Origin of the sequence: Bacillus sp. JJ1127 (assembly GCF_036965845.1) — a bacterium.
In the GTDB taxonomy this organism is placed as follows: Bacteria; Bacillota; Bacilli; order Bacillales; family Bacillaceae_G; genus Bacillus_A.
On record NZ_JBALQK010000365.1, the window covers coordinates 836 to 6,689 of the forward strand.

Sequence of the window (5,854 nt, forward strand, 5' to 3'; positions counted from 1 at the left end):
TTTTAGATGTTCCCACATAAGCTCATCGTCAATAAATGGCACTTGCAATTCAATGAAGCTTTCTTTCATATAAATCGCTCTTCCTGGTATGGATGGTAAAGTTTCTAATCCAGGCTGATCTATTACAACTTCTGAGGCAGTTCTTGTTGGTAACCGAAATCCTAGCTTTGCATTAGACATCTGTTTTACAACTCTTGGCAATGAATCACTTGTTGGATACTGTGTACAAAATACAATTCGAAAACCAAGTGCTCCACCAACACGGGCAATATGACTAATCATGTATTGACATTCTTCTAACATCAGATTGTGTTTTTTAGGCAACCCTTTTGCAGGGGCAAGTACCGCTCCTTCATCAATAACAATAAAATAACGATCTTTTTCTTTTGTATGAACAATGTTTTTAATCCCTCGTTCTTTCATATACTTGCCGCGCTCACTCATCTTCTCCATGACTTTCAGCAACATCGTATGCGCTTGTTCTGGTGTTTCTGCTATTCGTTCAACTTGCTGCAGTTTCTTGTACTCGCTGAATTCCAGGCCTTCTTCTTTCAAATCGATAAGATAAAAATGAGCATGATTTGGATTTGCTAATGATAATGAAGCAAATAAATTTTTTAAGAACACTGTTTTGCCCATACGAATTAACCCCCCAACTGCCATATGCGGTGTTTCATCAAAATCGTGATAAATAATCATTTCTAGACTTTGCCCAACAGGAACACGCCATTTTCCATGCTTTATTAGATTTATAGACCAATCCCATTTCTTTGGTATTTCTCTATGGAATACACGAATGTTTAATTTGTAATTGTCGTACTGAATCCGGACGGGTTTATTTAATCCCTCACTTACAACATCCTCAACCTTTTGAATAACTTTGCTTGGCATTCCAACAGGTAAGGTATACACATAAGTCGTACTACGATCATCATCGATTTGCTTTTGAAACTTTGGATATTGTAGCTTATCTTCTCTTTTGATCGCAATTCCGGATACCTCGAAGAAGACTTGTATCTTTCTCTTATCATCGTTCTTCCCTTTGAACTTATCACCGTATAAAGCAACAGTTAACGCAGCTGTAGGAATCAATAATAATTCAATCATTTTCTCACTCCTTTTTATACCCCTTATAGGGTATAAAACTCCCTCTCCCACAAAGGCCTATTGTACAAGTGATTTCCTTTTCTATATCTAATAAGTATAGTTCCAAATTGATATTCCTTTATAGAAACATGACAAGAACATAACGTAGAAGATACAAGAACGAGCCTGTGAGCGTTGTGTACATGGTCATACGTGGAAGCCAAAGTGGAACACTCTGCCCCATTTTTTCCGCAACTTTCATCGTAATAACTGACAAACCTGTCGCCGTCCAAATAATTACCGCTTCCCCTGCTAGTGTCATAGCTATTCCTCCTCTTCCTTCTCACGAAATTTAATTCCGTGTCTTGTAAGAACAACATCATAGCAATCCATTAAAATTTCCCAATCAAGAATATCCTCTTCTTCTCCATACAAATCTTCTTCAATGATCTGCGACAAGTTAAAGTAACCTTTATACTCTTTTTGGTTTAATACTTTATGATTTCCCATGTGATTTAAGATGGACTCTGCTTCTCCTCTTGATCTGGATTGGTTATACATTTGCTTTAAATGTTTCGAAGAATAAAGGAAAGGTGTTTCATTAAGGTGTGTATACTGCCAACGCATGTATTTTCTCTCCCTTCTTGATGTCCCTGATTCCACTTGGTATTCCTCGTGGCCTTGATAAAGGTATATGACCTAGAAACTAAAAACTTGTTTGTCCATCTTAAAAAAAGTAAATAGGAATTTTCTTTTTGTTATCGAATATACGAAGATGAGGTGAATTAATATGAAATGTAGACTCAAAGAAATTTTGGACGAGCGAATGATAAAACAAGGGGCACTAGCTAAGAGAGTACAAATTACTCCACAACAATTGAGTCAAATTGTACACGGGAAAAGTGAACCATCATTACGCAACGCGATTAAAATTGCAAAAACATTAGAAATGCGTGTAGAAGATATTTGGATTGAAGATTTAGAGGAGGCATAAAAATGTATAAAAAATTATTATCATTTGTTATGTTTGGTTCGATCATTGCCCTAACAGCATGTGGTACAACAGAAAAAACTGAATCTAAACCCAAAGAAGAAACTAAACAAACACAAAATAATAAAGATTTGACATCCCAAGATGAATTAAATAAAAAGATAAAACTCGAGGCAGAAGAAATAAATTTTGTTAAAGCAAATGGGGAAGAATACGAAAAAGGAAAACGACTCAAAGCAACTGGAACTGTAGATTTATTACTTAAGTCCTCAGCATTCCCTTCTTTCGTATTAACAACAGACGAAAATAACGGGAAAGGAATGTACAGTATTCAAATCGCTCAAAGTGGAGTGCAATCAAACGAAAATGAAATTGTTTTAAAAAATGGCTTAAAAATAACAAAAGGTACAGCAGTAACCATATACGGTGCATATGATGGGAAAGATAAAACTGGAATGCCGAAAATTAGCGCCCCATTGATTGAAGGAAAATAAAAAAAACCGACTCGAAAGAGCCGGGTTTAATCATTACATCAAATATTCATAATACCATTTTCCCTCATCCAATCAGGCTGTGAATTTAATCACTCGTATTGATACCACCAGTTTTTAGCGTCTAACCAAGCTGTAAACTTATCAAGTTCCGATCCGATACGTCTTTCAGTACGAACGCTAAACAATCCGTCATTTTTTCCTGAAATGTGAATGGCAGCACCGTAGCCTAATTTGTTCAGGAAATTTGCAGTTTCTTGCATTTTGTCAAAACCAATGCCACCTGTCGCCACTAGCTTATATCCATTGTCAGTCACAAAAATTCCTCCCCCATTTTGCACTCTTTTTCCAGTAATCGCTTCTACAATAGCAACTGCAACCGCATCAAAATTATCCATTAGCTTTTTCATATCAGACGGATTATCGATGAAACATAGCTCAATAAGAATTGCTTCTGCTTTTGTAGAGTTGATATAACCAATCGATTTTCCGTCTTTCGGGCCACGATCTTTAATACCTAATACACCAGCAATCTTTGCAGACACTTTTGCCGCTAGTTCTGGATTGTTGTAATGAAGAACTTCCGTACCTGTCGCATTACTGTTCGCTGCGTTTAAATGAATCGATACAGCTAAACCATTCGAACCGATTGCGCGGTTGGTATTACTTGCAGCATTTTGCCAACAAGAAGGCGCCGTCTTCCCTACATCATCTGTACAATTATGCATTGTTTCTCCTACCACGTTCATATATGAAATGACCTTTGCGAGCATTTGACGGGCTACTGTATGTTCTGCATAACCACATCCGTATGCTCCTGGTACAATTGCATTATGTCCTGCTACTCCTGCGTATGCCATTATTCATCGTCTCCTTTTCTTTTATTTCAAATTGTGTTTCTCAAGTACATCTTTTTGTTGCATACCTTTGTTGCTTATATAGTTATTTTTCCAAGCCATGTATAGTGTGAAAACACCTGTAACTACAGCCACTATGTTGTTTGTCAATTCATCACTAATGGTTTGATAACCGACTAAATTTAGTACGCTATTTAACACCGCGATCACCAGAACAACATAACGAGCAATTGATGCAGTATCGAAATTTTTCATATTATCACCCCCTCTCACTTCAGAAAATTTAAGATGTTAAATAATAAAAGGACTGCCAATGACAGTCCTGAAATCCACATCGATATATGCGCTTTTTTATTGCTATCGTTCTTTTCTTGTGCGAGCTTTAAATCTCGAATTTCTCTATCGCGGAATTTAAACATTTCCTCGATTTCACTACGCCGCATATAATTTTTTTGATTGTAATCAAGCTTTTCCTCAATCCGAATTACAGTAGCATTCATTGACTGCAACTGTACTTCTAATTTCGCAATACGCTCGTATTCTTTCTGATCCACCGCCATCACCCCTTTTTAAGAGCAAACTAAAAAGAGAGACGTTTGTCTCTCCTTTCTCACAAGTTATTTAATTCTTTTAACGAGATTGAATTTAGTTATCTTTCTTATCAAGATTATTAGAAAGTTTATTTAAAATCTCACGGGTTTCTTTCTTTTCTTCTTCTGTTAATTTCGCATTCTTACTTTTCGCTTCAAATGATTTTAGTACTTCCATGAATGTACTTTCTTTTGTACATACGTTGTCTGTATAAGAGTCTCCAATTGCTATTAAGGAAGTATAAGTAGCATCTACATTATTTGGAACATAGTAGATTCCAACATTGTACAAGGTTCCATCTTTACCAATTATTATTGAGTCATTATGACTAGCAGTCCTAAAAGCTGTTGGTGATTTAGGCATTTTCCACTTAAGCGTCCCATCAGGGTTTAATGCATATAGTTCATCATCTGTTTTAGCATAAATTACACCATTTTTATCAATTACAGGTGCAGCTAGAATAATCCCTTTAGTTGGAGACTTCCACTTTAAGGAATAGTCTGGATTATATGCGTAAGTATAATCCCTCCCACCCACATAAATTGTTCCATCTGTAGAAGAAACCGTAGGTGCGGACACCAATCCTTCTTTCTGTTTTTCTTGCCATTGATGCACTATGTTCCCATTCTTATCAAAAACATATAATTTGTCCTGTGTATTTACAAATATTTCATCATTTATCCCTAAAGTGAATCCCGTACCGCTGAGTGTCCTCGGAACAGATTTTTCCCATAATTCCTTACCATTTTTATCATGAGCATAGAGATAATTATTCTTATTATTTGAAAAAACTAGCGTATAAATGATGCCACCTCTTGAAAGAAGCAGGGGACTAGGTGAATATCCATCCTCTATTATTGTATTTGCTGACCACTTCTTGGACCCATCTGGATTATAAGCATCTATCCCTCCTTTTCCACGTACATAGATTGTACCATCACGATCCAAAACAGGAGTAGTGTTATATGGAGTTTTCACTTGCCACTTAATTGAACCATCTGGATTGAAAGCAGTTAAATTATCCGCAGTAACATAAATTGTTCCATCTTCAGCGATAACGGGTGTACTGTATCCCCCCTTCATAATGGACTTCTTCCATTTTAAAGTTCCATCTGGGTTTAAAGCGTACAACTTTCTATTCTCACTTGTATTAGCAGAAGTAGAAGTTAGACTTGTTATATAGATAGTTCCATCATGTCCGATTGCTGGTTGTGCTGCAAAATATGGCCTATGAGGAATTTTAGAGATTTCTGTAATATCTTTATGGTAAAGTTTATACTCCCATTTTATCTTATTAGTTTCTGTTCCAGCATAAGGTGAATTCCTATTCCAATTCGTCCCGAAAGGGGATACTGCTTGTAAATCGTATTTTCCTTGTTCAAATTGATCACCTTGTGTGTTAGTAGTTTGTGCCTGTGTTATTGAATGAGGGTTTAATCCTATCATCAAAGCAAACAGCAGCAAAACTAACATAAATTTCTTTTTCATGACATACCTCCTATATATACAATTGAATTAAATCTAGTTATCTTTCTTATCAAGATCGTCAGATAATCTTTTCAAAATATCACGCGCTTCTTTCTTTTCATCTTCTGTTAATTTCGCATTCTCACTTTTCGCTTCCAGTGATTTAAGCACTTCCATCGATGTACTTTCTTTTGTGCATACCTTGTCTATGTATGAGTCTCCGATTGCTATTAGAGAATAATAATAAGAATCGTCTATTAGTAATCCACCAGCTCCTACAGTATATAGAGTACCATCCGCACCGATTGTTATAGAATTATTTGCACTAGTGTTAGTTAATGCAAGGGGCATTTTCCATTTTAAAGTTCCAT

The 5,854-nt window shown here is 36.1% G+C and carries 9 protein-coding genes and 1 pseudogene; 2 read left to right on the forward strand and 8 right to left on the reverse strand.

Annotated features, from left to right (window positions below; genetic code table 11):
* The 3 genes from V7183_RS24490 to V7183_RS24500 form a co-directional block, all read right to left on the reverse strand.
* Nucleotides 1–1,107 (reverse strand): FtsK/SpoIIIE domain-containing protein (locus tag V7183_RS24490; protein ID WP_335361147.1); only part of this gene is annotated, 1,107 nt, incomplete at its 3' end.
* Between the two features lie 118 nt (nt 1,108–1,225).
* Nucleotides 1,226–1,408 (reverse strand): hypothetical protein, encoded by a 183-nt coding sequence (locus V7183_RS24495; RefSeq protein WP_335361148.1) that lies wholly within the window; start codon nt 1,406–1,408, stop codon nt 1,226–1,228.
* A 2-nt stretch (nt 1,409–1,410) separates the two neighbouring features.
* Complete coding sequence (locus tag V7183_RS24500; RefSeq protein ID WP_335361149.1) at nt 1,411–1,713, reverse strand: hypothetical protein; 303 nt, start codon at nt 1,711–1,713, stop codon at nt 1,411–1,413.
* A 163-nt stretch (nt 1,714–1,876) separates the two neighbouring features.
* Here V7183_RS24500 and V7183_RS24505 point away from each other — a divergent pair, with 163 nt between their 5' ends.
* Together V7183_RS24505 and V7183_RS24510 are read left to right on the forward strand one after the other, a co-directional pair.
* Nucleotides 1,877–2,080: a helix-turn-helix transcriptional regulator gene (locus V7183_RS24505; protein ID WP_335361150.1), complete on the forward strand. Its 204-nt coding sequence runs from the start codon at nt 1,877–1,879 to the stop codon at nt 2,078–2,080.
* A gap of 2 nt (nt 2,081–2,082) precedes the next feature.
* The gene (locus V7183_RS24510; protein WP_335361151.1) at nt 2,083–2,571 is read left to right on the forward strand and encodes a hypothetical protein; all 489 of its coding nucleotides are present in this window, start codon (nt 2,083–2,085) and stop codon (nt 2,569–2,571) included.
* An 89-nt stretch (nt 2,572–2,660) separates the two neighbouring features.
* On the opposite strand, the gene V7183_RS24515 is transcribed toward V7183_RS24510, so the two are convergent.
* The 5 genes and pseudogenes from V7183_RS24515 to V7183_RS24535 all read right to left on the reverse strand — a co-directional run.
* Nucleotides 2,661–3,428: an N-acetylmuramoyl-L-alanine amidase gene (locus tag V7183_RS24515; RefSeq protein ID WP_335361152.1), complete on the reverse strand. Its 768-nt coding sequence runs from the start codon at nt 3,426–3,428 to the stop codon at nt 2,661–2,663.
* A gap of 21 nt (nt 3,429–3,449) precedes the next feature.
* The gene (locus V7183_RS24520) at nt 3,450–3,680 is read right to left on the reverse strand and encodes a phage holin (protein ID WP_335361153.1); all 231 of its coding nucleotides are present in this window, start codon (nt 3,678–3,680) and stop codon (nt 3,450–3,452) included.
* A 14-nt stretch (nt 3,681–3,694) separates the two neighbouring features.
* Nucleotides 3,695–3,985, reverse strand: a complete 291-nt coding sequence (locus V7183_RS24525; protein WP_335361154.1) for a hypothetical protein — start codon at nt 3,983–3,985, stop codon at nt 3,695–3,697.
* 85 nt (nt 3,986–4,070) lie between these two features.
* Nucleotides 4,071–5,504: a PQQ-binding-like beta-propeller repeat protein gene (locus tag V7183_RS24530; RefSeq protein ID WP_335361155.1), complete on the reverse strand. Its 1,434-nt coding sequence runs from the start codon at nt 5,502–5,504 to the stop codon at nt 4,071–4,073.
* 33 nt (nt 5,505–5,537) lie between these two features.
* Nucleotides 5,538–5,854 (reverse strand): annotated as a pseudogene (locus tag V7183_RS24535) (PQQ-binding-like beta-propeller repeat protein); the annotation flags it as partial.

Coding starts and splice junctions, on each gene's coding strand:
- V7183_RS24495 (WP_335361148.1), bottom strand. CDS start 1,408: ATGACACTAGCAGGGGAAGCGGTAATTATTTGGACGGCGACAGGTTTG.
- V7183_RS24500 (WP_335361149.1), bottom strand. CDS start 1,713: ATGCGTTGGCAGTATACACACCTTAATGAAACACCTTTCCTTTATTCT.
- V7183_RS24505 (WP_335361150.1), top strand. CDS start 1,877: ATGAAATGTAGACTCAAAGAAATTTTGGACGAGCGAATGATAAAACAA.
- V7183_RS24510 (WP_335361151.1), top strand. CDS start 2,083: ATGTATAAAAAATTATTATCATTTGTTATGTTTGGTTCGATCATTGCC.
- V7183_RS24515 (WP_335361152.1), bottom strand. CDS start 3,428: ATGGCATACGCAGGAGTAGCAGGACATAATGCAATTGTACCAGGAGCA.
- V7183_RS24520 (WP_335361153.1), bottom strand. CDS start 3,680: ATGAAAAATTTCGATACTGCATCAATTGCTCGTTATGTTGTTCTGGTG.
- V7183_RS24525 (WP_335361154.1), bottom strand. CDS start 3,985: ATGGCGGTGGATCAGAAAGAATACGAGCGTATTGCGAAATTAGAAGTA.
- V7183_RS24530 (WP_335361155.1), bottom strand. CDS start 5,504: ATGAAAAAGAAATTTATGTTAGTTTTGCTGCTGTTTGCTTTGATGATA.